The sequence below is a fragment of the Asaia krungthepensis NRIC 0535 genome, from assembly GCF_025995175.1.
Lineage (GTDB): Bacteria > Pseudomonadota > Alphaproteobacteria > Acetobacterales > Acetobacteraceae > Asaia > Asaia krungthepensis.
This window is the reverse complement of the sequence record NZ_BAPV01000040.1, coordinates 1-24,851: the sequence shown is the minus strand read 5'-3', so window position 1 is coordinate 24,851 and position 24,851 is coordinate 1. Positions and strand designations below refer to the sequence as shown.

At 59.8% G+C, this 24,851-nt stretch carries 25 protein-coding genes; 21 read left to right on the top strand and 4 right to left on the bottom strand.

The window, feature by feature from the left end:
• From pilP to AA0535_RS11355, 19 genes are all read left to right on the top strand, one after another.
• Nucleotides 1-439: type IV pilus biogenesis protein PilP (gene pilP / locus AA0535_RS11445; protein WP_264816375.1), on the top strand; the 439-nt coding region annotated here is incomplete at its 5' end.
• On the top strand, nt 436-1,647 hold the full coding sequence (pilO2, locus tag AA0535_RS11440) for a type 4b pilus protein PilO2 (protein WP_264816373.1): 1,212 nt from the start codon (nt 436-438) through the stop codon (nt 1,645-1,647). The genes pilP and pilO2, both read left to right, overlap by 4 nt.
• A gap of 154 nt (nt 1,648-1,801) precedes the next feature.
• Nucleotides 1,802-3,478 (top strand): GspE/PulE family protein, encoded by a 1,677-nt coding sequence (locus tag AA0535_RS11435; protein WP_264816371.1) that lies wholly within the window; start codon nt 1,802-1,804, stop codon nt 3,476-3,478.
• Between the two features lie 2 nt (nt 3,479-3,480).
• Nucleotides 3,481-4,602, top strand: coding sequence for a pilus biosynthesis protein PilR (locus AA0535_RS11430; RefSeq protein WP_264816368.1), 1,122 nt, complete (start codon nt 3,481-3,483; stop codon nt 4,600-4,602).
• A gap of 27 nt (nt 4,603-4,629) precedes the next feature.
• Entirely contained in the window at nt 4,630-5,154 is a 525-nt protein-coding gene (locus AA0535_RS11425) for a type 4 pilus major pilin (protein WP_264816365.1), read from the top strand.
• Nucleotides 5,155-5,160: 6 nt separating this feature from the next.
• Nucleotides 5,161-5,643 carry a type IV pilus biogenesis protein PilM gene (gene pilM, locus AA0535_RS11420; RefSeq protein WP_264816362.1) on the top strand — a complete coding sequence of 161 codons (483 nt, stop codon included), beginning with the start codon at nt 5,161-5,163 and terminating at the stop codon, nt 5,641-5,643.
• Nucleotides 5,644-5,757: 114 nt separating this feature from the next.
• Nucleotides 5,758-7,236 (top strand): shufflon system plasmid conjugative transfer pilus tip adhesin PilV, encoded by a 1,479-nt coding sequence (gene pilV, locus AA0535_RS11415; RefSeq protein WP_264816361.1) that lies wholly within the window; start codon nt 5,758-5,760, stop codon nt 7,234-7,236.
• A gap of 26 nt (nt 7,237-7,262) precedes the next feature.
• Nucleotides 7,263-7,967: a transglycosylase SLT domain-containing protein gene (locus AA0535_RS11410; protein WP_264816359.1), complete on the top strand. Its 705-nt coding sequence runs from the start codon at nt 7,263-7,265 to the stop codon at nt 7,965-7,967.
• 79 nt (nt 7,968-8,046) lie between these two features.
• Complete coding sequence (locus AA0535_RS11405; protein ID WP_264816357.1) at nt 8,047-8,823, top strand: papain-like cysteine peptidase; 777 nt, start codon at nt 8,047-8,049, stop codon at nt 8,821-8,823.
• A complete protein-coding gene (locus AA0535_RS11400) occupies nt 8,820-9,272 on the top strand; it encodes a DotD/TraH family lipoprotein (RefSeq protein ID WP_264816355.1) in 453 nt (150 codons plus the stop codon). Before AA0535_RS11405 ends, AA0535_RS11400 begins: the two co-directional genes overlap by 4 nt.
• Nucleotides 9,265-10,188, top strand: coding sequence for a type IV secretion system DotC family protein (locus tag AA0535_RS11395; protein ID WP_264816353.1), 924 nt, complete (start codon nt 9,265-9,267; stop codon nt 10,186-10,188). The genes AA0535_RS11400 and AA0535_RS11395 overlap by 8 nt, the downstream gene beginning before the upstream one ends.
• Nucleotides 10,185-11,321 carry a secretion/conjugation apparatus DotM-related subunit gene (locus tag AA0535_RS11390; protein WP_264816351.1) on the top strand — a complete coding sequence of 379 codons (1,137 nt, stop codon included), beginning with the start codon at nt 10,185-10,187 and terminating at the stop codon, nt 11,319-11,321. The genes AA0535_RS11395 and AA0535_RS11390 overlap by 4 nt, the downstream gene beginning before the upstream one ends.
• Entirely contained in the window at nt 11,318-11,698 is a 381-nt protein-coding gene (locus AA0535_RS11385) for a hypothetical protein (RefSeq protein WP_264816348.1), read from the top strand. Before AA0535_RS11390 ends, AA0535_RS11385 begins: the two co-directional genes overlap by 4 nt.
• Nucleotides 11,685-12,851 (top strand): type IV pilus twitching motility protein PilT, encoded by a 1,167-nt coding sequence (locus tag AA0535_RS11380; RefSeq protein WP_264816345.1) that lies wholly within the window; start codon nt 11,685-11,687, stop codon nt 12,849-12,851. The genes AA0535_RS11385 and AA0535_RS11380 overlap by 14 nt, the downstream gene beginning before the upstream one ends.
• A gap of 1 nt (nt 12,852) precedes the next feature.
• A complete protein-coding gene (gene icmT, locus AA0535_RS11375; protein ID WP_264816343.1) occupies nt 12,853-13,101 on the top strand; it encodes an IcmT/TraK family protein in 249 nt (82 codons plus the stop codon).
• Between the two features lie 84 nt (nt 13,102-13,185).
• Nucleotides 13,186-13,491 carry a hypothetical protein gene (locus AA0535_RS11370; RefSeq protein ID WP_264816340.1) on the top strand — a complete coding sequence of 102 codons (306 nt, stop codon included), beginning with the start codon at nt 13,186-13,188 and terminating at the stop codon, nt 13,489-13,491.
• Nucleotides 13,492-14,080: 589 nt separating this feature from the next.
• Nucleotides 14,081-16,324, top strand: a complete 2,244-nt coding sequence (locus tag AA0535_RS11365; RefSeq protein ID WP_264816339.1) for a TraM recognition domain-containing protein — start codon at nt 14,081-14,083, stop codon at nt 16,322-16,324.
• A gap of 37 nt (nt 16,325-16,361) precedes the next feature.
• On the top strand, nt 16,362-16,682 hold the full coding sequence (locus tag AA0535_RS11360; RefSeq protein WP_264816336.1) for a hypothetical protein: 321 nt from the start codon (nt 16,362-16,364) through the stop codon (nt 16,680-16,682).
• 56 nt (nt 16,683-16,738) lie between these two features.
• Entirely contained in the window at nt 16,739-17,470 is a 732-nt protein-coding gene (locus tag AA0535_RS11355; RefSeq protein WP_264816333.1) for a hypothetical protein, read from the top strand.
• Nucleotides 17,471-18,354: 884 nt separating this feature from the next.
• Here AA0535_RS11355 and mobF read toward each other — a convergent pair.
• The 4 genes from mobF to AA0535_RS11335 all read right to left on the bottom strand — a co-directional run bounded on the left by mobF (nt 18,355) and on the right by AA0535_RS11335 (nt 22,646).
• On the bottom strand, nt 18,355-21,528 hold the full coding sequence (gene mobF, locus AA0535_RS11350) for a MobF family relaxase (RefSeq protein WP_264816331.1): 3,174 nt from the start codon (nt 21,526-21,528) through the stop codon (nt 18,355-18,357).
• Nucleotides 21,525-21,836: a hypothetical protein gene (locus AA0535_RS11345; protein WP_264816329.1), complete on the bottom strand. Its 312-nt coding sequence runs from the start codon at nt 21,834-21,836 to the stop codon at nt 21,525-21,527. Before AA0535_RS11345 ends, mobF begins: the two co-directional genes overlap by 4 nt.
• Nucleotides 21,837-21,966: 130 nt before the next feature.
• Nucleotides 21,967-22,389: a type II toxin-antitoxin system VapC family toxin gene (locus AA0535_RS11340; RefSeq protein ID WP_264816327.1), complete on the bottom strand. Its 423-nt coding sequence runs from the start codon at nt 22,387-22,389 to the stop codon at nt 21,967-21,969.
• The gene (locus AA0535_RS11335) at nt 22,389-22,646 is read right to left on the bottom strand and encodes a FitA-like ribbon-helix-helix domain-containing protein (RefSeq protein WP_264816324.1); all 258 of its coding nucleotides are present in this window, start codon (nt 22,644-22,646) and stop codon (nt 22,389-22,391) included. The genes AA0535_RS11340 and AA0535_RS11335 overlap by 1 nt, the downstream gene beginning before the upstream one ends.
• A 318-nt stretch (nt 22,647-22,964) precedes the next feature.
• Between AA0535_RS11335 and AA0535_RS11330 the strand changes: the two genes are divergently transcribed.
• Complete coding sequence (locus AA0535_RS11330; protein ID WP_264816322.1) at nt 22,965-23,849, top strand: hypothetical protein; 885 nt, start codon at nt 22,965-22,967, stop codon at nt 23,847-23,849.
• Between the two features lie 90 nt (nt 23,850-23,939).
• A complete protein-coding gene (locus AA0535_RS11325; RefSeq protein ID WP_264816320.1) occupies nt 23,940-24,716 on the top strand; it encodes a hypothetical protein in 777 nt (258 codons plus the stop codon).
• The last annotated feature ends 135 nt before the right edge of the window (nt 24,717-24,851 follow it).

Sequence of the window (24,851 nt, the reverse complement as noted above, 5' to 3'; positions counted from 1 at the left end):
CAAGGAGAGGGGCGGCGCGCCTGTGCCGGCTTCGACCTTTCCTCCGATCCTGCCCGGATATCCTGGCGTTGCCATGCCGCCTGCTCTGGCGTCAAAGCCTATCCAGACTCCGCCCCAGATGACTGAGAAACCGTCCCCACCGCAACTCCCCGTCATCGTCATGATCCTGAGCGATGCACAGGACCGGCCGACCGCCACCTTGCGTCTGCCGGATGGCGGATCGGTTGATGTCACGCGCGGTAGTCTTCTTCCGGATGGAACGTCAGTAGCGGCGATCGACGGTAATACGGTCTACGTGCGACGTGGTCATACGCTCGTTCGGCTGCCGATGGATAATGGTCAGTCTCTGATCCCTGCTGCAGATGAGCGCGCCCCGACACAAGGTCAGGCGCTGCCGGCCGGGTCTTATCCCTCGCCAGGCGGGGGGGTACCCCGGTGAGCCTGATCTTTCGCGCGAACGATACTGAATGGGTCGTCGGTGCGACATGGATGACCACGCGCAATCAGCCAGGTGCTTCTGCATTGCGTCAGCGGGCCAGAGCCTCCCGCGCAACCCACTACGTCGTCATGAAATCGACCCCCCTTGCGCTCGGCTTCTTCGATCTTGCGGCCATGCTGACATCGGAGAGTGGCAAGAGGCTGGCATTCAAACGTGGCAACCCTCTCGCCCCGCTTATGGCGCGGGCGCTTGGTGCTGACGTCTTCGCGCAGATCAGTCTCCCGGACGGGTCCATATGGGTCATCGCAACCGACCATGATGCCATGCTCCTGCCAGGAACAGACCGTATCGTCGCATCCGGGGACATTGACGCGTTTGTCGAGCGCTTCGAAATGGGCCGCTTCAGCGAAAGGCGTCTTATCGACGGCCATGGTCTCGACACGATACTGGCAACGCTCAAGCCCGAGACGGTCAAATTCCACGAGGTCTCCCTCCAGGCGCAATGGAAACCAGCCATAGCAGCGGGAGCTGCGCTCCTGTTGGCCTATGAAGGCCACCATCTATGGCGCGCGCATATCGAACGGCTGCGGGACGAACAAGCGCAACGAGAGGCCGCGGCAAGGCAGAACATCATTGCCGAAACCGCACTACGCAATGCACCGATCCCGCCCTCGGAATGGGTGGAGGGCTGTATGGACGGCGTGCTTCATCAGCCTGTTTTCCATGAAGGCTGGATCCAGACATCCTGGCAATGTGCGGACAAGACATTGACCCTCGAGTGGTTGAGGTCGGGGGGTACCCTGGCCGACGCGCCTGTTGGTGCCATGAGCGCGAATGGAGACAGGATCAGCCAGACGGTACCGCTGATTTTTCATCGCCCTGCGATGAGACGGCATACAAAGGGTGACGGCACCAAGCAGCTCGTCTCATGGTTGCAGACGCTCGGTATCAGACCGAAGGTCACTCTGTCGCAGATCAAGACAGCCGGCATGCCCGTCCCCGGCCAGCCTGCTTCGATCGCGACTGGCGTCTCCTGGGTTTTCCCGACCGATCCACGTAATGCGTTCTGGGACGACGTGTCCGGCTTGAGCATCCAGTCCCTGTCTCATCTGACCGGAGCCGCCCCGGCCGGAGGCGTCGTGATGACAGGCGCAGGCTATCGCATGGAAGCATCGGTGGCGGCCCCCGTGCTTGAGATGCCGCGATAATGATCTCCTCTGTCTGCGCTCACATCACGCGGACACATAATCGCATAGCCGAAGGGCCATTGGCCCATGACACCGGTAAAACCCGGCAGATGATGTCCCGTGGCGGGGAGGCACGCCACGCATCATCGCCCGTCTTGGATGGAGGAGCATAGGAGTGGGCGTTTTCGAAAACCTCTTCCGGAAAAAACCTGCTGCCCTGAGCCTGACAGCCGCACAACAGCAGCATGTATTTCATGACCATGAGAGAGATGTCGTCTATATCGATGTCGGCAAGCGCAACGACCCGGACCTGCGCCTGTGGCTCGAATGGCTCGATGGAGAAGCGGGCAGGGTCCATACGGTGCACTATGAGGCCCTTGCCGATTTGCAGCGGCGTCGCGACGACGCTCGGGCGCATGCCCAGATCGTTCAGCCTCAAAACCGCGGTGGGGCTTCGGCCGAGACGGCAAAGGAAAAGGCGCTTGAACTCGTTCGGCTCGGCGGCGCGCTGGGCGCGAGCGACATCCATATCCATGTGCTTCGCGATCACGCCGAAATCAGCGTGCGCATCAAGAAGAGTATCCGTCACCTGCGCGACCTGACGGTCGACGATGCTCACGATCTCATGATCGCGCTGTATCGTATCGGACCCAGCCAGGATAATCAGATCAAGGAATTCGAGATCCAGGACGGTGGTATTCCAGGCACGGAGCTCGAAGGCTCAGGCCTGGAAAACGTTCGCATCGTCAGAGGGCCGTCCTACCCGGCTATGAATCGCGGTGCCTTCATGTCGCTGCGCCTCCAGTATCGGGGCAAGACAAAGACACGCGTTGCCCTGCCTGTAGGTGTCAGCCTTCGTATGCCGCGAGCCCCTGCCGGGAAATGCCAGCTCAAGGCCATGGGTTTCGATGACGCACAGGTCGATCGTCTCATCTACATGATTTCCAAACCTTCGGGCGCTGTGATCATGACGGGGCCGACAGGCTCGGGCAAATCCACGACGATGGTCGAGCTCACCAATGAGAAGGCACGCATCTCGCCCGATAAGCGCAACGTCTGCATTGAACAGCCGGTCGAGTATCCCGTCCCGGGATCGGTGCAACTCGAAGTCATCAACGCGGTCAATGCGGAGGAAGCGGGCGCGCAATTCAAGGACAACATGCGCGCGGCGCTGCGTATGGATCCCGACAGCATCAACATTGCCGAAATTCGAGATGCAGAGGTCGCCCTCACCTGCTTCGATGCGGCGCAGACGGGTCATGCGGTCATGACCACCCTGCACGTCGACGACATATTCGACTTTCCGCTCCGTTTGCAGAACATGGCCTTCGAGCGTCTGGCTTTTCGGGTGACGTGCAACAGCACCATCATTCTTGGCCTCGTTGCTCAACGCCTCGTTCCACTCCTGTGCGATCACTGCAAACAGCCATGGCCGAGTGACGATGCCCGTATGCCGCGGCTTGCACGCAGTGCGTTAGGCGAATGGGGCGATACGACACAACTCTATCGCGCCAACCCGGAGGGCTGTGAGCACTGTAATCATACCGGTACCACGGGCGTGATCGCGGTCGCCGAAGTCGTTATGACCGACGAAGAGCTCATGAATGATTTCGTCTCCAGAGGCGTTACCGCTGCCCGACGCAGGTTCCGCTCTCGCCCGAACGCAGACAGGACCATGGCAGAGCGCGCAATCGCCCTTGCCTATGACGGACGCATCGACCCCAAGTCCATCCTGGCCGATGTCGGAGAGATCCCGTCCAAGGCGCAGCTCGACCTCGATCGCAAACGCGGTGCACTCGAGCGCGAGGCCGATCAGCGCAACGCTGAGAAGCTCATGGAAGAGGCGGTCTGATCATGGCGATTGAAATACTGACCCAGGATCGTGGACCGGCCAAAGGGATGCAGGGACTGACACCGTTCGGTCGCCTCCTCGCGCTCTACACCTTCCGGTGGGGACATCGCGAACTGCTCTACGAAACGATGATCCCTCGCATGAGAGGAAAGAAGCCCAGCACGCCTGAGCGTCTCTTCGAACGCCATGCAAGACGTCTGCGCCGCACCCGTCGCTCAGGGACCGCGGCAATCGTCGAGCGTGCCCATTTCGATATGGCGCAGCAGGGAAGAAAACTTGCTCGCGCTCTGCAGCCGGTCATTCCGCGCGACGAATATGCAATCATTACCGCCGGCGAGGCCAGTGGGCAGATCGCGACCTCGCTTTCTTTGCTGATCGATCTGCGCCGCCGTACGCGTCGTATTCTTCTCGCGACGCTTAGAATGTACGGCTCCTTCGTCATGTATCTCGTCCTGATGATCGGAACGCTTGTCTTCATGGCGAAGGAGGCCCTGCCCTCCCTGCAGCTGCTCATGGAGGTTTCGCGCAACCCGCCGACGCCGTCACAGCAACGTCTTATCAGCGTTGCGCAATGGGCGACCGGACACGGCCCGGCCTATCTTGGCCTGGTACTGGTCGCTTTGGCCCTGGGCGTGACTTCGAGCCTCTTTTTTCTGACGGGTCGCGTCCGGGTTTTCCTCGAGCGCTTTCCGCCCTGGTCAACCTATCGTGGCCTTCAGGGATATGTCTGGCTCTCGACATTCGTCATCCTCGTCCGCTCCGGGCGGTCGGAGACGAAGGTCCTCGAGCAACAGGCCGAGCACGCGTCGCCCTGGCTGCGCGAACGTCTCGATCGTCTCGCCGTGCTTATGGGCCAGCATGCACGGCTCCTGCCTGTCGCCCTCGATGAGTCAGGTTTCCTGTTCCCCTCGCCCGACATGATCGATGACATCGACGCGAAATGGACGGGCGATGGTGACAGCTATGACGGACTGCTCGAAACCAACGCGATCTGGGCAGATGAAATCGAGAAGACGGCCATCAGACGCGCGCGCGCCGTGGAGCTCGTCTGCATCCTGGTGGTCTTTTTCCTGGTCGCCGAGCTCAACAAGCAGCTCTTCGATTTCATGCCGACGCACTTCTAATACCATCAACAAACAAGGAAATCAGAAATGTTCCAAGCACTCATCATGATCGGCGCCTTGCTCGTCGGTGTCTATCTTCTGGGACAGGCTGCAGGCGGCGTGAACCAGATGTTCTCCGGCGGCCTTGGCAATACGGCTGTGGAAGACGCCAATTTTATTTCCACGCATATTAAATCCATCTATGGCGGCAGCATCAACGGAGCCACCAATTTTTCCACAGTAGGCAATGCTGAAGCGATCCGGGCCGGGGCTGTACCAAGTGACATGCTCAATGGTGACGGTCAGACGATCAAGGCCCCCTGGGTCGGCAGCACCGTGCAGCTGACAGGATCGAGTGATGGCGGTACGTTCTATGAAACCTGGAGTCAGGTTCCCGGGTCAGCCTGCGCAAGCCTGGCCAATGCACAATCGGTCAATTACATGAACATCAACGGCACCGCGATCAACATGGGAGCCGGCCAGAACGTTGCAAGCCAGGTCGCTCAGGCATGCAATGGCACTGCTGGCAATTATAGTTCCGTGCAGCTCTCCTATGTCATGAATTTCTCTTGATCCCCTGTGCCAGCCTTTGTCTTTCTGGGCCTGGTTCTGATCGTGCTGTTTCGGGCGGAGATGGCCTCGGATCGCACGGTCTATAAGGGGCTGTTTCCCCAGGCCCCCAATCTGGCCGGAGCGGGTTATGCCTTCCTCGCGTATAAAAACGCGGTGCAGACCTACGTCTCCAGTCATCCGGGGCTGGGATCGGGAGCAATCCCGGTATCAGCCCTGACGCTCGATGCAGGGGTCACGACACAAATCATTCCGGGTAACACGATCATCGCGGCATCCTCTGGCACGACGATCGTGACCTGGGCGAGCGCCCAGCCCGGTCTGATTGACGGTGTGATGCAGGCATCCCAGGGCGATCACGCGATTGGCACATCGTCAGGGACGCGATGGTCGACACCCTCCCTCGGCGATATGGGGCCACTTCCGATTGCGGTCCCGGCCGGCGATGTCGTCTCCGTCGTAATTTTCACCGGCACCGGCTACTCGCAGTAGCACGTGGGTTTCTCAGGCTGCGCTCTGCGCTCACATCGCATCAGGCGATACTTTCCAGTGGCTGGGTACCAGCTGCCTCATGACTCACGCCGTCTGTATCGGATCTAAGTCACCATGCATGAAGTCCTCGGCATGATCGCCTCCATGTTGATGAATATCTACATGGTCGGGCTCTTCTCGACTGTCCACGAACAGGGGCAAAACCGGGTGATCTATGCTGCTGCGGCAAGCCAGTTCCAGAGCCTTCTGGATGGCACCAAGGCGTATGTCGACGCCAATTCCGCGCAGCTTCTTTCCGCAGTGCCTGTAGGATCGATAACCCAGCTTGGTCTTCCTGCACTGATTGCGGCGAATGACCTTCCTCCCAATTTCACGGCCACAAACCCCTTTGGACAGTATTGGCAAATCTTCCTGACCCAACCTCAGGCCGGTCAGATCGAGGCCTATGTGGAGAGCGCGGGAGGAACGCAGCTCGGTCTCCCCGCCCTGACATCGGTCGTCGGAATGGCAGGAGGGCAATCGGGCTTTGTCCCACCGGATGGTGTCATGGCATCGCTCAATAGCGGTACCGCTATCGGCAATATGGGAAAATGGCGCCTGCCGCTCTCCGGCCTTCCAAACCCCGGGTCCGGGCATTTCTATGGAATCGCCACAGCTTCCGCGAGCGCCCAGTACAACAGCGACATCCTGTATCGTGACAATGTTCCAGGACATCCGGAGCTGAACAGGATGAATGCAACGCTCGATATGGGCGGCAACAACATCGCTAATGGCGCTGCTGCCCAGTTCTCCGGCCGCATAGGGAGCCTCGGCGTAGACGCGAACACGTTGCCCCCAGGATGGGGCGGCGGCCTCGCAACCCTCGATGTGGCTGCTCAAGGCACGATTGGCGCGGGTCCGGCAGGGCAAAACCCCAGAAGTTGGATCAACTCCAGCGGGAACGGGCACGTGGATCAGAACTTCAGCGTCGGAAACCAGCTTACGGCAAATTCCGTACAGCTTCCTCAGGGCAACTCGCTGCAGGTGGGCAGCGCTTCCATGTATGGAGATGGTTCCAACGCAGCGATACGAGCACCAAATCAGGTGTTCATCCAGCATCCCGATGGAAGCCTGGCCCCCCTCATTGCCGGTTCCCTCAATCTACCCAACGGGAATAACATCAATGAGGGCACGGCTTCCTATTATGGCGATAACGACAACGCTGCCGTCCGGACGCCGGGCCAGTTCTACGTACAGCACCCGGACGGGTCGCTCGCGCCGGTTTCGGCATCGACAGTCAGCGCGACGACCGGGGTGCAATATAGTGGGACAGCTGCGCTCGGCGCGTCTTGCGGGCAACCAGGCCTGACGACGGGCCGCAATGACGGCAGTGGCGAGATCCTGTCCTGCACCAGGGGTATCTGGCAAAGTCTGACCTTCAAACAATTCTACAGCTATCTTCCACCGACAACGACCGGATTTGCAGGCTATGCATCCGTCAACCCTGCTACAGGCAACTACTCCTGCCAGGCTGGCACGGCCGATACCTACGGGGCAACGTTCTGGTACGGCGATTATGGGTACTCGACGCTGCATATCTGTCAGCCGCGATGACCGCGCTTCCGCCCTGCACCGCCATCATGGCGCAAGCGTACCATGTGCCTGTCGGCATCATCGAGACGGTCACGGCGCATACCCACCCAGGCGGGATAGGCATCATGGGGATCGATCCCGGATGGCTTCCGGTCCTCGAGCGCGCAGGCTTCAACCTGCAGGCCGTTCGTGAGGATGTGTGCATCAACATCGCTGCTGGGGCATGGGTCCTTGCCTGGGCAGGCGCGGGCAAGGATACCCCCGTTGGTAGACACGACGCTCCCTTACCTGAGACGCCAATCCCTCCCCCCTCGCCCGTCATGCCGGATTACGGCGATTGTATCCGGCACGCATCGCGACAATACCGGCTACCGGAGGTGCTGTTCCGCGCAATCCTTTTGACCGAAGGTGGGCGCGCTGGCAGCGTCTCGCGCAACAAGAACGGCTCCTATGATATGGGCCCGGCCCAGATCAACTCGAGCTGGCTTGCGCGTCTTGCAGCCATGGGGATCGACCGCGATCACGTCCTCAATGATGGGTGCCTCAACATCCATATCGGGGCATGGATCCTCGCCACAGCTCTTGGTGGCCAGACACCGGATAATCCCGCTGAGTTCTGGCGGCGCGTCGGGAATTACAATTCGGCGACACCGGTTTTCAACAGAGCCTATCAGGCCCGTGTCTGGGCAAACGTCAGTCGGCTCGCACGGAGCGCCCACTCACCGGTCGAGCAGATTGCCTCCAAAAACTGAGAGGCTGCACGCGCTCACATCGCCTTGAGGCAGAATGACGCCATGAAGAACCATGCTGCAGCCGGACTGAGGAATGATTTTGCCTGACGCATCATCCGATCGCAGAACCAGCATCCATGTGAAGCCGGGAACCTACGATCTTACGCCGCCCTGGTTTTTGCATCTGAGGCAAAAGCTCACCCGTCATCGCCACAGGCGCTCGGCCAAGATGCCGGATTATGGCACGCGCACGATCGGCGGGCGCAACGTGCGGCATGTCGCGTCACTCGGTACGCACTGCCTTGCATCGGGCATCCTTAAGAATGCAGACCTCAAGCGCTATTCGCTACCCTTCGACTGGGGTTGGGCGACACCTGCGATGGTTCTCCATTGCCTGCAGACAGATTTTCAGGATTTTCTGCCCGAGCAAGCTGAGGAGGACCATGTCCTGTATCGTCGGCTCTTCGGGATCGCCTGTGTCTTTGCGCATCGCGACATACGCGAGCCCCTGAATCGGGCCTACTACGAACGCTGCATGAACAGGATGAGACGCCTTTTTGCGTCGGACGAGGCGAAGCTCTTCCTGATGATCGCACGCCCGGAGACACCAATCGGCGCTCATTTCGAAGAGATCGTCGACCAGCTCGGGAGAACGACATCGCGCGCCGAACTCCTCGCAATCCAGTTGCAGCCTCCCCGTGGCAATGGACAAAGCCTCTCCCTCGAACTCGTCGGGGAGCACAAGGGCTCGCGCCTGTATAATTTCAGGCCAGCCTCCAAGGAGGCCGGTCTGGGATATTTCCCGGATATCGTGGACGAGCTCGTCGTTCTGCGCCTGGTCTACGAATATGCAATCGACCTGAAGTCGGCCCCATGACGCGCCGCGCTCTAACCCTCCCAAGGCCTCTCTTCCTTTTTGTAGCCACCGGCACTCTCTTTGCTGGACCTGGAGGATGCTCGGCACCACCGGCGCCTCCCTCCGAGCCCATCGCGCAGGATATGGGCCATGTCCTGCGCGGGTTCGACGATATAGGCGCTATGCGCTTTCCCATGGTCCGTGCGGGGTCGGTGCTCCCCGGTGAACTACAGCGGCCAATGTCGTGGCACTGGAACGGTCCGGTCGACCGAGCCGTGCAGATCCTTGCCGCACGTATTGGCTATGCGGCTGACGTCGCAGGCCGGTCGACCGCACCCATCGTCATCTTCGACATCGAGCGCGGCACAGCCGCGTCAATTCTCGACGAAATGGCCGCTGCCCTCGAGAACCGGGCCTCAATTGCTGTCGATGTTCCCCATCATCTCATCAGGGTAGACTGGCATGCGTAAGCCTGTTTTCATCGCCATCCTGTCGCTCTGCGCTTGCTCGCTTGCCCATGCGCAATCGAGCGGTCCTGTCGACGATCCCACCCCGCCCATCCCGGACATCACGCAGCCCCGCGCTGCCAGTGCGCTCGACACCCCGATAGAGGGCGCGCGCATCGCGCCCGAAATACCCGATGTCGTGCATGCTCCTTCTCTCGAGCAACAAATGTCTTTGCGCCCCGGATACGAGCCTGGACAGAAAGATACGTCAGCTCGTGACAACGCGCTCAGGCAGGCTGGCTGGTCTTACGGCGCGCGCGGCGGGTTGGCAGCAAGAAGCGAAGCGCTGAACGAAATGCTACGCCGCTATGCCCCGACACTCGATCGTGTCTTCGACTTTCGGACAGTTGTACTTCCGATCGGTAATGGTGGTCTCATGCTGCGGCCTCCCGTCGTGACGAAGGCACAAATGGCTGTAGCGGTTGATCCCTCCGGTCAGACCGCTCGTGAAACGGAGCAGATCTTCGAGATCACCCGTCAGGGGGCTCTCGTCACGGCCCCCCCTCAATGGCGAACCTGGCTCGTACGCAGCGTTGAGGTCCCCCCCGAGCCCGACGAAACGCTTCGCCCCAGAACACGCCACGAAGTGGAAATCTGGGAGGATGCCCTCGTCCGTGGTCGCGCGGCCGGTGAGCGACAGGCTGTCGAAATCTTTCTTGACGATCTTGCACGTTTGCAGCGCGACCTGGTCGGCATGGCGCGTTACCGCCTTCTCCTGCAGGCGGGTAAAGTCCGCCCCCCCGAACTGACTTCGCATTATGCCTCAACGCAGGGAGGACATGACCTCATGCGCGTCGGAGACACGACGCGGCGGATACGGGAACAGCCGGGCCTCGATGCCGATCGTGCGCACTGGAAAGTCGAGGAGGACTCGCCATGAGGTCCCCTTCGTCTGCTGGCGGCATGGGCCGCAACGATGCCGAACGCACAATGGGCGTTCTGCTCGGTGGCCTGGTCCTCTTTGCGATCCTGATCTGTGGGCTGTGGTATCGGTTTCACACCGAAATTTCACGCGTTCTTCTCGCCGAGCAACACCTGACGCTGCGCGCGTTCTCTCTCGTCACGCATCGCTATGACGGCTTGCGCCTGGATCTCGAGGACGCCCTGCCCGAGCGCGTGACTGCGGCCAAGCTCTGGCAGCTTTTTACAATCACCGGCAGCGCCATGCGCTGGCCTCTGGCAGCCCTGATTGCCGCTATGGCCGTGCTATGCATCCGCCGCGCACCCCGCGAGCAATACAGGGAGCGCCTCGGTCTGGACGGGATGCAAAGGACCCTCGCACGCATCCATCCAGTGGGGAGCGCTTTCCTTGGCAATGATGCAGTCCTGGTCGCGCCTTCCCCGGCTGCACAGGCGCTCAGGCCGCTCGATCCTGCGCTGCGGATCGAGGAGTGGAAAGAGCGCTATTGTCGGGGTGACACGCAACAAGCGCGATCTGACGCTGCCGAGAGAGCTCTTGGCAATCAGCTCGGAGCGGTATGGAGTACGCCAGAGCAGGCCTCCCCTATCGTTCAGGTTCTCTTCGTCGCCTTTGCCCTGCAGGCGGAGCGACGCAAGAAGGACTCGGCCGCCCTGCTGGGCAGACTGTCCAAAGGACTCTCCGGATGTTTCGACAAGGGCGCGCCGGTCAAGCCTCTCGGGGTCCCGGCTGATGTCACGCGCATGGCTCGACACTATCTCAAGCGCAATGACTGGAACAAGGCGCGAGAGCTGACGGAGAAACACGCCTATAGCGTGCCAGCCCTGCTCAGCCTGCTGCAATTTGCCCGCGTCCAGACAGGGGTTTTCAATCCCGGCCTGTTTGCCTGCATCCAGCTCGTGGATCGCAATCTTTGGCTGGCGCTATCGGCTGTTTCCTATCCCCGTGATGGGCTGCCCCGGCATATCGTTTCCATCGCATCGTGCATCGAGGCGTCCGGCGCGCTCGAACACTGGCGTGCGGAATGCGAAGCAGGAAACAAACTACCCCGCAAGAAAATCGAGCGTAGTCTAGAGGCTCTGGAAATCACATGACGCGGCTTCTTCCGAATGAGTGTCACGGCTTCGGGTTACGGCCGTCGCTCGACGCGGCTCGCGCGGCATCGAGGGTTCTGATGCAGTGGGTGCGAGACACCTACGATCTGGATAGTACCGCGCTTGACCGGAGCCGTGCCATGACCCCGGCTGCATTTCGGGAGATCAGGGAGGAAAAACGCTTCCTGGGCTATGATGTATCCGACGCGCCAGCCCTGCTGTTGCTGACGATCCAGGCCTATCTCGATCTCATAACCTTCGATCACGGCGATACGATTGCGCCCTCTGCCCTGATGCGTCACCGCAGCGGCGAGAACGCACTCTCAGGTCTCGTGCTCCCCGACCTCTCGAGGAGTATGCATTATGGCAGCTGTTGAGTGCGTCCAGACAGAGCAGGAAAACGGCGAGCTTGTGTTCCTGTGGCCTGAAGACAGAAGTCGCCTGCGAGGCGAGACGCTCGACCGCTTTCTGGCCTGGGCCCATGATCAGGGTGCGTCACGGATCGATATCGAGACGGATAGACGCGTGATGCTGAACATTCACGGGCGGGTGATACGCGTAACCTCGGAAGAAATGCTTGCTTCCGAAGTTCAGGCGTCGCTCAGCCATATGTATCGCTCGGAGTCAGGCCTTACGACGCTGCGCGGAGGAGAGCCTCTCGATTTCGGTCACAGATTCTGGCCGGACAGACGCAACAATGGAAAGCGCTACTGCTTTCGCGTCAATGCCTCAAGCTCGGTCATCGGACCTGACAATGGCATTTCCCTGGTGACAAGGCCTATCGTGGAAGATCCGCTCAGGCTCGCTCATCAGCACGTTGAGCCTGCGATCATGCAGGCGATCGATGCGGGCGACGGCTTTGCCATCATCTCAGGTGCGACAGGCTCGGGAAAGACGACCTTGATGGGCGGCATTACCTGCTGGCGCCTGGAGGACCCGAGCCAGCACGTCAATATCTTCGAGGGTTCAGCGCCCACTGAGTTGCTTTACGATCGCGTACCACGGATCAATGCGACCATCACTCAGGTAGAAGTCGGCCGTGATGTGAAAACCTTCGACGCTTTCATCCGTGCCGGCATGCGGCGCGAACCAACCGACATCATCGTGCAGGAGATACGCGATCCTGCCTCGATGGAGGCCGCTATCCAGGCAGGCATCTCCGGGCATCGCGTGATGGCCTCACTGCATACCAATGACTGCTCGGCAACGATCAGACGCGCGATCAGCCTTTGCCCAGCCGACCAGCGCGATAGCCTGACGATTGGCTTCGTGGAAAACCTGAGATTGCTCGTCAATCAGCGCCTCCTCCCCTCGACAGATGGCAGGCGCACGCCGATCCGTGAGTTTGTTCCTGTCACACGCAAAATGCGCAATGCCCTGCTCGATGCCCCACGAGACCGGTGGCCGTCCATGGTCCGGGACGCAGTCGAGCGCGAGGGACAGAGCTTCCGCTTTGCGATCGACAAGGCCCTGCGTGAAGAGCGGATCTCGCCCGAGACCGCCTCTCGCGCCATGCAGGGTGAGCAATAGGATGTGGCGTAACACAAGCGACCCAGTTCGGATCGGCCCCGTGGATGCACGCGCGCTCGCTCCCATGGCGGTATTTTTCCCTCACTGGAGCTTTACCACCCTGGGCATTGCCGTCACCGGCGTACTCATCTTTTCGGTGCTCGCCTGGTTCGGCCTTACCCTGCCTGTTGCATTGCGCATGCTCAGGGTTCTGATCGCAGGGCCGGTGCGACGCCACATTCCCGCCCATAAGCGCCGCGCCTATTACTGAGGGAAGTGACCAATGGACGTCGATGATCTCGTATCACCCGCAATAGCGCTCCTTTCAGGATCTCAAAGAGAGATCTCTGCCGACATGGACGCGCATCATCCCATCGCTCCGCACCTTCTGGCGCGACCCGACGGTCTTATGCCAGTGCTTTTGCGCATGGCCGAAGAACTCTGGCGACGCGATTGCGGCAGCGGTCTTTTCGGGCTCGTGCTGATAGCGGACCCCGAAGCCTGGACAGGCTATCGCGTGACCCGGATCCATCATGCGACAGCCTCGATTGTCCTTACGGCGATAGACGCCGTCATCGAGGAAGTCCTTGATATGGCAGGACACACAAGACTGAGTCTGGCGCATTTCGAGGCGTGGACGCAGATCAACGCGCGCCCCTGAATACGCACACCAAGTTGCGCGCTATCTTGGCTGTTGCAGGCTCTTTGCAGCACAAGACCGTCGGCCATTTCGGGGCCCGCCACTGCGCTCACATCGCGGCATCGTATCCTTACGGCGTGAAACCCGAGGGATATGCTGCCGATGAAACTCGACATTCCGCTTCAAAGCGCCGTCACGATCACGATCGACCCGGTACGGAAGGTTCTGAGTATCACTGATGAGGACAGTCCGGATCCATCACCCGGTTATGTCGCCTCCCGGCACGTCTGGAACGAGACCGACGGACAGGCCAGAGCACTGCGTGATCACGGCAGGGACGCATCGCCAAGGTTAGCCCCTCCCGCCGCCGCTCTGATAAGCCGCCTTTTCACCCGGAAGCTGACCTGGGCCGGAATGCTTGCTGGCTTCTGCTTCCTCGGCTTTATGTATGCGCGCCATTCAGGGCCATCTGCCCATCCGGCGCCGCAGGGATCACTGACGGTTCAGCAAGCCCCTCCCTCGTTGAAACTTCCCTCACCCCCTCGCATGGAAGTCACACCCCCCGCGGCTGCAGCGTCTCCAAACGCAGCCTTTGGGCTGGACTGAGCCTATGGCTTCGATAAGGCGCCGTATCGACGGCCCCCAGAACCAGCATGAGCAGCGCGACGGCATCGTGTATCGCGATACGCGTAGCGTCGGAAAACAATTTGCCGAGATGCTCACGACCGGCTTCTCGGCGATCCCTCTGGCTGCATGCGCCGTCTTGTGCGTTGTGGTCCCCGCCTTGGGCCCTGTGATCTTCCTGACCGCTGTAGCCTACACGTCCCTTGTCATGACGCGGCCTGTACAATTGCCTCTGCGTCTGCCGGCTTATGTCAAAGGGAACGATCCGTTCAACATCGTGCCCGATCCCAGAAGACCAGGAGCCGAGATCATCGGCCCCGCCGCCGGCGACTGGCTCCTGGGCTGGGACGAGACAAATGGTCAACAGCTCTGGCTGGCCGGCAAGGATCTGACCTTGCATGGCTTGCTGCCCGGTGCAACCGGATCCGGGAAGACCCAGTTCATCTATAGCCTGTTATGCAATGCGCTTGCTGCGGGCAGTGGGTTCACGCTGATCGACGGGAAATCGTCGAATAATCTCGCGTTCAGTGTGCAGGCCATGGCCCGCCGTTTCGGCCGCGAAGCCGATGTGCGTGTGATCAATCTCCTGGTCTCTTCTGGAGACAAGAAAACCAACACCTGGAACCCGTTCGCGACTATCGGCGCGGAGGGCATGACAGAGCTGCTCAAGACGCTGTTTCTGCCCGATGAGGCGAGTGGCGGGGATGGAAGCAGCCAGTATTTCCAGAACAAGGCAGACTCCCTGATCGCCGGAATGGCATTCATTCTCGTATGGGTTCGCGACTCCCTGAAGGTGCCAATTACTTCCGAAACGATCCGCGTTACCTTCTCAGATATTGAAAAACTTCGCGCTCTTGCAGAAGACAAGATATTCTATTTTTATGACTTCACAACCAATAAGGAAGATTTCAAGGCACTGCCAACGGATTTTCCTGAAGTTCTTCTTAATCCGATCCGTTACTATTTGAAAGAGACTGGGGGATTCAAGGCAAAGACGTCGGCAGACGAACAGGCCAAGGTTCGGGAGCAGCACGGATACGTCGTCGGTGGATTTGCCAAGACGTTCACCCAGATGGGCTCGACACTCGGTCACGTCTTCAGGTGTTCGGTGCCCGACGTGGATCTACGCGACGTGCTGTACAACCGACGCATCCTCGTCGTCATGTTACCATCCCTCGAAAACCATGCCGAGACCAACGCCGCGCTCGGCAAAGCCGTTATTACCGCACTGCGTTACGCTCTTGCTGCGGCACTCGGAACGTCCGTCGAGGGTGATTACGAGGACGTTGTCGTCAACCGCCCCTCCGCGTCTGACACGCCCTATCCCATGGTGATGGACGAGTTCGGCTATTTCGCGACACGCGGCATGGACGCGATGATGGCACAGGGACGCGAGCTGAACATCTCCCTCTGGCTCTCTTTCCAGGAGGTCGGGACCATCTACGCGACACTCGGGCGCGATCGGACCGTGCCCTTGCTCGGCAACCCCAAGCTGAAGGTCTTCGAGAACATCGAGGATTCCGGCCCGACGCGTGAGTGGGTCGAACAGACCGGTGGGACGATGAATGTCTCCATGCTGCCCGGGTATGACAACTCGTCCGATATCGGTCTTTATTCAGATCAGAACCGCGCCGATATCCGCGAGGTCAAACGGATCTCGTGGAATGACATCCAGACCCTGCGCCAGGGCCAGGCCATCATGCTCTGGCGTGGACAGCGGATCTATGCGCGCCTCTTCTACGCTGGCATCGAGCCCAAGGGAAAGAACCGCGTCTTCCCGACGATCGCTCCGCGCTTCGAGAAGATCGGCACTCCCGAGACGCCCGAAATCCACACGATCGATGCCGTCGCCGAACAGCTCGCGCAGGGCAGACATCTGGTCTCCGAGGACGAGCTCGTTGCGCTGCCAGGTCTCCTTGGAACAGTCATGGATCGCCTGCCATCCGTTCTTGAGACGGTGGCAAGCCCGCTGGACGACGCCGAGATCCTACTGAGCAATCTCGCGCCTCCACGAGCAGCCGACGTCACAGCGCATCCCTTCGCCGCCCTGTTCCGTAATCGCCCGACACCGGCGCAGATACTGCCCCCCAGGGGTCAGACGCTTGCGGACGAAGGCGACCGGCCCTTGTTCGAGGCACTGCGCAAGACCGATGAGGCTCTCGGCGTCGAGGATCCAAGCGACCGACTGATCGCCATGCTCAACGCAAGGCGCCGCTCTGGCACCGCGTAAAAAGCCCCCTCAGACATCCGTTCGCGACGTGCCACGCGTGATGCGCGCCAACATTCGACTTTCAGAAAAAGAGCTTATGTTTTTCAGACATTCTACCGTACTCGTCACCCTCCTCAGCCTGGTCTTCGGACTGGGATGGGTGATTGCTCCAGCAGGCGCACGACTGATCTGGATCATGGTCAATCAGGCCATGTTTCTCGGGCTTTCGGTCTTCAGCATCATATTCTTCGTTGCTTTGAGAGCTCAGATCGATCGATCCGCCGCATGGCGGCTTTTACTCTGGGTTCCCTTATGGGCAGGTATTGGGTTGTTCAACCTTGCCTTTGCAGACGCGCGTCACACTGCATGGCTGCTATAAATCCGGATCAGCTCCTGTAGACGGCCATGGATTTACCGAAAGGATACGAGGCGGATATGCGCAACCCAATCCCCTTATGCGTCCCATTCGAGCAGCGGGCGATAGCAGCGCGGCATGGCGCCCTGTTCGATCGCGACCAGAAATGCTGGCTGATCGAGCAAGACAGGGCATCCGTGCTGGAAGCATTCCTGCCCTATCGCTATCGGAGAGATCGATCTGCGCCTTACATCCGCCCCTGGATGGTTCCGCAATCACTCTGGGGCCATAACCTGCGCGCGCTTCTTGCGAGAGAAGACTGGGACCGCATTCGCAAGGATACCTATGCCCGCGCCGGCTCGCGGTGTCGCGTTTGCGGGGGGCGTGGCCCAAGATGGCCGGTCGAGGCTGATGAGGGCTGGGATTATGACGATACACGACGGATTCAGACCCTCAAAGGCGTGATCGCGCTATGCCCCGATTGCCATGCCGTGCGGCACTGGGGAAAGACCATGACTGAAGGGCGGAGCGAACAGGCGCTCGACTGGATGGTGGAAATCAATGGATGGACACGCGCCCAGGCGCGACAATGCGCCGATGATGCCATGGCGCTCTGGCATCGCCGAAGCGATCATACGGATTGGCAATGCGACATAGCCTGGGCAGTCCGAACCTATGGTGTGCAAACCCTTACGGCCGGAGAAGCCGAGGCACGCAGGATTAACAGGCAATTCGTGGCTCAGGCACAGGCCCGTTTCGAAGTGCGCCATGATCGACGGGACGATCTCGATCACTTCGTTACCGGCCGGTGAGCATGTCAGGTACCCAGGGACTTCAATAACCATGGCCTGGTCCGCCTGGTCCGACACCAAGCAGTCCGTAATCACCAAGTTTCTGAGTATACTGACTCTTGGCTTTCTCCCCGGGCGTCGTTGCGGTGTCTGAACACGCCGAGACAAGAAGACAGACCCCGATGAGAACAAACAGTAATCTTCCCGACATATATGTTTCTCGCTCACGCGCAGGGTTGAGGTTGTACAAACCCTTTAAGACCGACTGGGGAGCATCATACCTCAATGACCCGTCGCAGTCCCCTGATCTGGACAGGGCTTTTCATGATCGGCTGACGGGAGGGAAGCGAGAAACGCCTCAAGCTCCGCCGGTCGATTGAAGCTATGAACCGCTCCTGAGAATTTTGACACCTTTATGAGGTGTTTCGTACGAAGTCGGCGACGGTAGAGCAGGACAAATTTCAGAAACGTAATGTCTACCCTCTCGGGACAACCTGGCACAAACTCCTGCGGACGCTCTCTTCCATAATGGGTGGCAGTGCGCTTGATGACCCTCCAGAGACAAAGCCGTGTTGGGAAATCAAGATGGATGATCGTATCAGCGCGATCTAGGCGCTCCGCGAGCGTACTTCCATAGGTGCCATCAATGATCCAGCACTCCTGCGACGCCAGAGAAATGACTGTTTCACGCCAGAGCAGATCCTCAGTGGGGACCCATCCAGCTCGCCAGTAATGGCGATCCAGATGTATGAGCGGTAAACCGGTCTTGGCAGCCAGCTTTCTGGCCGCTGTGGACTTTCCTGCTCCAGGACATCCTATGATCAGAACACGCCTCATATCCGAATGTCCCTTCTGAGCTCCAGATCGCGAGGGGGCTATACACTGTACCCTATAGTGATGGCACTCTAACGCTCTCTCCCCGACGGTACGACTTTTGGGACATTGTGATGCTGTTGATTGGCGGCTGCTTGGCCATGGCCCTGATTAGGCTTCATGGCCTTTCGAGCCCTCGCTGCGCGATCCATGGCATTCTGCGTTGCGTAACCGGCTTTGCGCAGCTTGCGCCCTAGATCGTCCCATTGCTCAGGCTTGACTGCATCAAACCCTTTACGCTCGCGCTTTTGTCGAGCCCCCCTGCCCGGGCTCTTTCCCTGCTGGAGAGAGACACTGTTCTCATGCTCTGTCTTCATCCACGCACGCCGATCATCCTCAAAATCGAGGCGCTGACGCACCAGATCAATACCCAGCGCCTTGTACGGGTGGCGCCCCATGTCCGCCGCCAGGCGATCATAAAGGTCGTTCATCGTTACAGGGGTCGTGTCCCCCAGAGGTCTGGACCATTGTTCCGCTTCTCTGAGAGAGCCCTCGCCTATCCATGTCCAGCACTGGGAGACGTGACGGCTTTCTGCCACGTAGGTTGTAAATCCCGTTACCGCAGCAGACCCACGCGGCATTGCGTTAATGTGCTCGTCTGAAGTTACTCCCTGGGCGGCATCGATCGTCATCGCGTAGCCTAGGCCCAGACGTATCCGTCCCGTTTTGGCATCGGTCAGCGTGTCCCACGGCACGTATCCTTCTCGCCCTTTGTCATTGCGAAGAACCAGACCCCGATCATCCCACGACATAACCGTGGCAAAGTCACCATTCGCCCCAAGCTCATGACGTCTCTCGCCCCATTTGGAGTTGTAGGTTCCCCATGTTCGGGAATAGAGGCGTAGGCGATCCCCGGCTGCGATAGGGAGATCATAGAAATCCGAAGCCGTGCCACGCTGACTCATCGCCGGGCGCACCGTTTCACGGGCATCGATTTCGCCACGCTGCCGCAATCGCTCTCGAACGGCCATGCCTAGCGCCAACGCGTCCTCGTTCGTCGGGGCAGACATCGTGATGCCTCGCTTCGAGCCCGATACCGTGAGAGCATCGCGCCGGCGCAGGTAAAACTCTGCGGTCTCGGCGATGACCTGATCGTAATCCCCACCAACCAGACTCAGGGTGCCGTCCCGACGCTTCATATCGATCGCCTTTCGCGCGCGCGCCTGATCGATTGCTTTCTGCTCATCCTCGGTCTTGGAAAGGTCGCGACCAGGACTACGAAAAAATCCCGCAATTTCTCTCTTGCGGGCGCTGTCCTGTCGGACAGTCGAACTCAGGGCCATCTGCTGCTCCTTTGGCAGCACCCGTTCCAGAATTGCGATCGAATCTCCCGCCTCGATCGCCTGAGCCTGCTCACGATCTCCCAAAAGACGTAGAGAGAAGCCCTGCTTTTCCCGGTGTTGCAGCAACTGCAGCAACTGCCTTGGTGAGACCTGGCTGACTTCATCGATTACAAGCACACCGTTCGGCCCGAGTTGCAGCTCACCACGCTCCATCCGCGCAAGAAGCGGGGAGAGCGCAAAGCCTGTCTTGATCCCCGCCTCTTTCAGCGCGTTGGTCTGTCTCCAGGCCATGGCCGTACCAACGACCTTGCGTCCATCCTCATGCCATGCGTCCACGAGGGGCCGCAGCATCGTCGTCTTGCCTGATCCCGCAACGCCTGCAAGTAGTCCCAGACGTCGGGCCTGCCCAAATCCCCTCATCGCCGCAAGCTGAGCAGCGCCATGATCTGGCTCCCGCTCAAAATCCAGTCCTGATCGGGCAATCGCCTCAGCGAGCTGTTGCTCGCTCAGCGCGCCCTCGCGTTGCCGGGATGCCGCGCCAGCAAGTCGGCCCATCTCGCGTTCCATATCAACCTGTTGCTGAGTCGTCATTTTGACCCGGCCGTCGACTGACCGGACCAGAAGCGGTGTATGCTTACCCTCCACCATCAAGCCACTTTGCTCGATGTGATTGGCAAGCTGTTCGATCTCACTCGTGTCTTTCAGACCGGCAGCGATGTAGCCGTGAGCCGCGTGAGTTCTGAGGACGTCCCGATCCAGAACTGCTGCCGTCTTGAAGTCCTCGGCTATCATACTGGACGCAACTCTGTACGCCTCGGCAAACCGTTGCCCATCTGTCAATTCCGCGGCCCGGTGGCCAGTCAGCACGGATTCACGATTCCAGCCTATTTCCTCTGCCTGGGCTTCCCAAATCTCGCGGTCATTGTCGCCTTTGTACTTTGCGGACCTGTAGGCGAGATTGGCCTGGTGGAGCATCGTGAATTTCTGCTCGGCGGAAAGATCGTCCCAGTTCCGACCCTGTTTTTTGGCGAAAGCCTTTGCCTGACGCTGGGCCTGCTTGCTGCGCTTTGAGAAATGGTCGCATACCTCTTGCGGGACCGCTTCGATAGCAATCGATCTGCCCTTGTTCTCCGGCCTTACCTTGATCCCCAGGTCGCGCAGTTCCGCCGCGAACGACGCCTGGAAGAGGGCACCAAACAAATGCGCTGTGGTCGCTGTAACCCTGGCAGAATCCAGTGAACCCAGATGACCGGTTTCTGTTGCCACGGCATTGAACATTGGGTTGTGGAGATGTGCCTGAGGATCCCCAGGGATTGGCACCTCCACCTTGGCCGTTGCCCCATCACGGCCGTCCTGAATGTCCAGCACGGGACGTGCCGACTGATGCCGGAAAGTTACCCAGGCCACCTCGCCCTGCTCGACATGGGCGTTGTCTCCAGATCCGCGTCGGGCCTGCCCGATTTCCTTCGCGATGAACTTCATCGCTGTGTCATTTGCCCTGTGCAGCGCCTGCCAAAGCAGCGCCTGCTCCTCACTCGATCGCGCGAGAAGGATTGCAAGTGAGACCGATTTGTGGGGCGCTGAGGTGAAATCGATTGCAGAGATTTCCCGTTTTCGGCCGGTATTGGCCCAATGGTCCCCGGTGTCCGCCCTTTTGGCTTCGAACAAGCGAGCCAGCGTTTCGTCCGTCGGCAGTTGCAGTGGGTCGATCCCAAGGGCGGTAGCGATACGCTCCCCCATATCAGGGCCCCAGCTACCCCGCTCATCTCTGCCGGTATAATAGCTGTTTAGACGCTCACCTGATTCCCGATTAGGATTGGTCTCAAAACGGGCATCCTGTTCCGGCTCCGTCTTGTGTTCGCGTAAATAGGCAACGATGAGCTTTCCCGCGCCTTCCGCGCTGAGCTTTCGGAACGTGATCATCGGGTAGGTGCTGGCCGTACCGCCATCTCGACGACGTCGATCCGCTCCTCGACGCGGTCCAGTTGTCCGGTGATCTCCTGCAGGGTAACGCCGAGATTCTCGATCCCGTCCGCGATCCGGCTCATAACACCTACAAGTTTATCCCCTGTGTCGTCTTCCGAGGGGCTTACCAGACGATGGATGTCAGCAACTGTCTGACCGATATGGGTGAGCTTGGTAACGACCAGGATCTCAAACCTGTCTTTGACACCGGACGTGGCGCTCCGCTCTCCCAATTCTCCAGTCTCAATACCTTCGCGCATGATCATCTCCGCAGTTTTCCTCAAAGAGGATCATGCCTGCGTTCGATGTGAGCGCGCGCAGCCGCGCTTACTCCTCCCCATACTGCCCCCTCTGGCGCCAGGTGTGTCGATCCCGTGGTCTAATTCGCAGCGGTACTCATTCAGCGCCCCATGGGGAGATTACCGGGATAGGCAGGCCGGCGAAATGCCGGAGGTTCCTTGTGACAAGTGTGGCGTCGTATCGCACAGCTATGGCCGCGATCGCCGTGTCTCGAAAGTCGACAGGTCTCCCGACGGCCTCACGCTCTGCGGCTATAGTCGCAGCAACATCGGCAGCACGGTCGTCGAGTTCAAGACCCGCACCGCCCAGGTCCTCTACGAGCATGGCGGAAAAAGCGTCGATCAGGGCAGTCCGTCTCCGCCCGGCTTCCATGCGGGCAAGGCCAAAGCGAACCTCAAACACATTGATTGACGTTGTCCGAAGGGCGGCACTGCTCTGCCGGTCGAGCCAACCCATCACGACAGGATCCGGCTCCGCCTTCATCAAGGCCGACAGGATATTGGTGTCGAGTATGACCATCAGTCGAACGCCGCTGGTGTAGCAGCCGCTCCTTTCAGCGCCTCGATCTCCTCACCCTCCCGGAATCCTGCCTGAGCGAAACGGGCGGCCATACGAGCGCCTCGCCCTGTCCCGGGCTCGATCCCAGCCTCTTCCGACGCGACTCTGCTCAGAATTTCGCGCACCTCGGCCTCCAGACCTCGACCGTGTCGAGCAGCTCTTTGCCGGATCGCAGCATGAACGCTGTCGTCCAGATTACGGATAACGAACTGTGCCATGAGACCTCCTGATATCACGATATCAAGGATCCTTATATCGTGTCGACCCCGCGCCTCACAAGCACAGTCTCGACGCCGCAATGCCCGTTGAAAGAGCAAAGACCGTCCCCGATCCGCGTGCCTACGCGAGTGTCGAAGCGTTCCCCTATGAGAGCGGCGCGCAGCGCAAACTGAAAGTTTGCATTTGTATATGGAGAAAGAAAAAACTTGCATCCACTTCGCATCTAGTCAGCATCCGCTGCCGCTCCGATGCGCATCTACCTTGCATCCGTCTCTCGCGGGTGATAGCTAGGACGGAGACACCGGAGGGCCTGCCATATGACGACGATCGCGATGACACCGCGCAGCGCCCTTCACGACGCTCTCAAAGGGTGTGAGCGCGGCGAATGGCAACACTCCGCGCTCTATCTCTGGATGACCGAAAATTTCGAGGTGATGGAGAGATCGATCAGCGGCGGCCGTGTTCGCTGGGGACGCATTGCCGACGCCGCCCACGCTGATGGGTTGAGAGCCCGTCACGGCGGACCGGCTGCTGTGAACACGGTGAAGTCCACCTGGTATCGCGTCAGGAAAGCGGTTCGAGCTGCACTGGAAAAGCGGGAGGCAGAGGATGCGGCTAGGCAGTCCCGTCGAGACGCCACAGCCGCCAAGCTTGCCAAGGAAACCGCTGATCGCGAGGCGGCTTCAGTCGCACGTGCAGGAGCAGAACGCGAACTCGAGATCCGCCAGATAGCAGAGCGGGGCTTCCCTCCGACCCCGGCTACGCCATCCAGCGCCCCTGTATCGGCAGCAATTCCGACGATGCCGGTGCAGGTCAGCTCTGAGACGACGGCTCAGGACGATGCGCCGGACGTCGTCATCGGGCAGATCAAGCGGCCGATAAAGATGCTGGAAGCCGCACCCCGTTATGGGGAGGATCGGTTCAAGCCCTTGCCGCCTGCCTATGTCGGACCGCGCCCTGCCGGGATGCCGGAAAATCTGCCGCTGGAAGCTTTGACGCCATTGGATGCAACAGGGTTGACGCCCGACGGGCGGACGGACTTCGAGCAAATCCCCGGACTGCCGCGCATGTCGTTTTTTGAACGGCAATCGGACTGGGCCCGAGCCTGTGTGCCCATGATAGAAGCCATCCCTGCGGAAAAGAGATCACTTATGCTCAAGGGGATGTTGCTGCTGGTTAGAGGCTACGCGCGCAATTTCTAGTAGCCTGCCGTACCGACTGTCGGCGCTCACATCGTCCTGTGTCAGGCTCCTCCCACGATCGGAAGGTCGTTTTTCAAGGAGGAAGGCCATATGGCATCAGCAGAACCCCGCAAGAAGAAAACTCCCGTCGCACTCGTTAAGACAGGGCGAGGCAATCTCGGAGGATCGACATTTCTATCGGCGATAGGTGAGATCGCCATCTATAGGGGCACGCCGCCACTCCTTGCTGACGGCGATGCACGCAATCCGGGCATTTCCATCACAAAGACGCTCTACGACAAATACGGCGTACCACGGCCGACATCGGAGGAAGCCGCGAAGCTGCGCGAATGGTTCGCCGACATCTTCGGCAGGGCTGCTGCTTCGGGGCAGTCACTGGTGGTCGATGTCGGCGGCGGCGATCGCACGCTCGAGACCTGGGCGAAGGACGAGAACATCATCAAGCTCGCCGAGGGCCTGGGCATTTCCGTCACCGGCGCATTCATGATTGGGCCGCAACAGGGCGATACCGCCTATCTGGAGCGCCTCTGGGCCAGTGCGCTTTTTCGTCCAAGCCGCGCCGTGTTCGTGTTCAACGAATGGACCGTTCCCACTGGGCACGACCCTGACCGCATCTATGGTGAAGTCCTCAGCAGATTGAATGGGCTGAACTTCGATGGATGCGACACCGCTATTCTGCGCGTTCCCAAGCTGAGCTGCCTTCCTCTCGTGCTTGAAAGCGGTCTGACCTTTCACGATGCGGCGGCGGGCAAATCCCGTCCGGATGGCACGCCCCTTGATCCGTTCCGCCGGGCGATGATTCAGAACTGGCTCGACACACTCAAAGAGAGGATCGGCGAAGCCGGCATCGAGGACTGGCTTCCATGAGTGGTAGCGAGCTGCGACCGTCACAGCTCATCGAAAGCCTGCATCGTGCAGGCCTCGAACTCGAAGAAACCGCGCGGCTGGAAGGACTGGATCAATACAGTCCTTTCGGTCGCATGATCGTCGTCATGCGCAATT

Excerpts from the sequence above, each read along its gene's own strand:
- pilV (WP_264816361.1), top strand. The coding sequence starts at position 5,758 with ATGCATGAAGTCCTCGGCATGATCGCCTCCATGTTGATGAATATCTAC.
- AA0535_RS11385 (WP_264816348.1), top strand. The coding sequence starts at position 11,318 with ATGACGCGGCTTCTTCCGAATGAGTGTCACGGCTTCGGGTTACGGCCG.
- AA0535_RS11355 (WP_264816333.1), top strand. The coding sequence starts at position 16,739 with ATGCGCAACCCAATCCCCTTATGCGTCCCATTCGAGCAGCGGGCGATA.
- AA0535_RS11395 (WP_264816353.1), top strand. The coding sequence starts at position 9,265 with ATGCGTAAGCCTGTTTTCATCGCCATCCTGTCGCTCTGCGCTTGCTCG.
- AA0535_RS11425 (WP_264816365.1), top strand. The coding sequence starts at position 4,630 with ATGTTCCAAGCACTCATCATGATCGGCGCCTTGCTCGTCGGTGTCTAT.
- AA0535_RS11345 (WP_264816329.1), bottom strand. The coding sequence starts at position 21,836 with ATGATCATGCGCGAAGGTATTGAGACTGGAGAATTGGGAGAGCGGAGC.
- AA0535_RS11340 (WP_264816327.1), bottom strand. The coding sequence starts at position 22,389 with ATGGTCATACTCGACACCAATATCCTGTCGGCCTTGATGAAGGCGGAG.
- AA0535_RS11370 (WP_264816340.1), top strand. The coding sequence starts at position 13,186 with ATGGACGCGCATCATCCCATCGCTCCGCACCTTCTGGCGCGACCCGAC.
- AA0535_RS11365 (WP_264816339.1), top strand. The coding sequence starts at position 14,081 with ATGGCTTCGATAAGGCGCCGTATCGACGGCCCCCAGAACCAGCATGAG.
- AA0535_RS11390 (WP_264816351.1), top strand. The coding sequence starts at position 10,185 with ATGAGGTCCCCTTCGTCTGCTGGCGGCATGGGCCGCAACGATGCCGAA.
- AA0535_RS11400 (WP_264816355.1), top strand. The coding sequence starts at position 8,820 with ATGACGCGCCGCGCTCTAACCCTCCCAAGGCCTCTCTTCCTTTTTGTA.
- AA0535_RS11330 (WP_264816322.1), top strand. The coding sequence starts at position 22,965 with ATGACGACGATCGCGATGACACCGCGCAGCGCCCTTCACGACGCTCTC.
- AA0535_RS11325 (WP_264816320.1), top strand. The coding sequence starts at position 23,940 with ATGGCATCAGCAGAACCCCGCAAGAAGAAAACTCCCGTCGCACTCGTT.
- AA0535_RS11430 (WP_264816368.1), top strand. The coding sequence starts at position 3,481 with ATGGCGATTGAAATACTGACCCAGGATCGTGGACCGGCCAAAGGGATG.
- AA0535_RS11410 (WP_264816359.1), top strand. The coding sequence starts at position 7,263 with ATGGCGCAAGCGTACCATGTGCCTGTCGGCATCATCGAGACGGTCACG.
- icmT (WP_264816343.1), top strand. The coding sequence starts at position 12,853 with ATGTGGCGTAACACAAGCGACCCAGTTCGGATCGGCCCCGTGGATGCA.
- AA0535_RS11335 (WP_264816324.1), bottom strand. The coding sequence starts at position 22,646 with ATGGCACAGTTCGTTATCCGTAATCTGGACGACAGCGTTCATGCTGCG.
- mobF (WP_264816331.1), bottom strand. The coding sequence starts at position 21,528 with ATGATCACGTTCCGAAAGCTCAGCGCGGAAGGCGCGGGAAAGCTCATC.
- AA0535_RS11380 (WP_264816345.1), top strand. The coding sequence starts at position 11,685 with ATGGCAGCTGTTGAGTGCGTCCAGACAGAGCAGGAAAACGGCGAGCTT.